1 protein-coding gene is annotated in these 737 nt (G+C 57.4%); it reads left to right on the top strand.

Going from position 1 to position 737, the window contains the following annotated elements; genetic code table 11:
• Positions 1–737 (top strand): elongation factor Tu (locus AC07RZ_RS24140; protein WP_494669873.1); only part of this gene is annotated, 737 nt, incomplete at both ends.

The raw sequence follows: 737 nt of genomic DNA, 5'->3' as shown, positions 1-737 counted from the left end.
GCATACGATCAGATTGACGCAGCGCCAGAAGAAAAAGCGCGCGGCATCACGATCAACACAGCGCACGTTGAATACGAAACTGCCAACCGCCACTACGCCCACGTTGACTGCCCAGGCCATGCTGACTATGTGAAGAACATGATCACCGGCGCGGCACAGATGGACGGTGCGATCCTGGTTTGCTCGGCAGCTGACGGCCCAATGCCGCAGACCCGTGAGCACATCCTGTTGTCGCGCCAAGTTGGCGTGCCATACATCATCGTGTTCCTGAACAAGGCTGACATGGTCGACGACGAAGAGTTGCTCGAGCTGGTCGAAATGGAAGTGCGCGAACTGCTGACCAAGTACGAATTCCCAGGCGACGACCTGCCAATCATCAAGGGTTCGGCGAAACTGGCGCTGGAAGGCGACACTGGTCCTCTGGGCGAGCAAGCGATCATGGCTCTGGCAGAAGCGCTGGACACTTACATCCCGACACCGGAACGTGCTGTTGACGGTACATTCCTGCTGCCAGTGGAAGACGTGTTCTCGATCTCGGGCCGCGGTACTGTTGTGACTGGCCGTGTTGAGCGCGGTATTGTGAAAGTTGGCGAAGAGCTGGAAATCATCGGCATCCGCGACACACAAAAGACGACCTGTACTGGCGTTGAAATGTTCCGCAAGCTGCTGGACCAAGGTCAAGCAGGCGACAACGTTGGTGTGTTGCTGCGCGGTACCAAGCGTGAAGACGTAGAGCG

Source organism: Collimonas sp. GW821-FHT07E08 (assembly GCF_059418905.1).
Note: the sequence above shows the minus strand (reverse complement) of the source record. Positions and strands in the feature narration are given on the sequence as shown.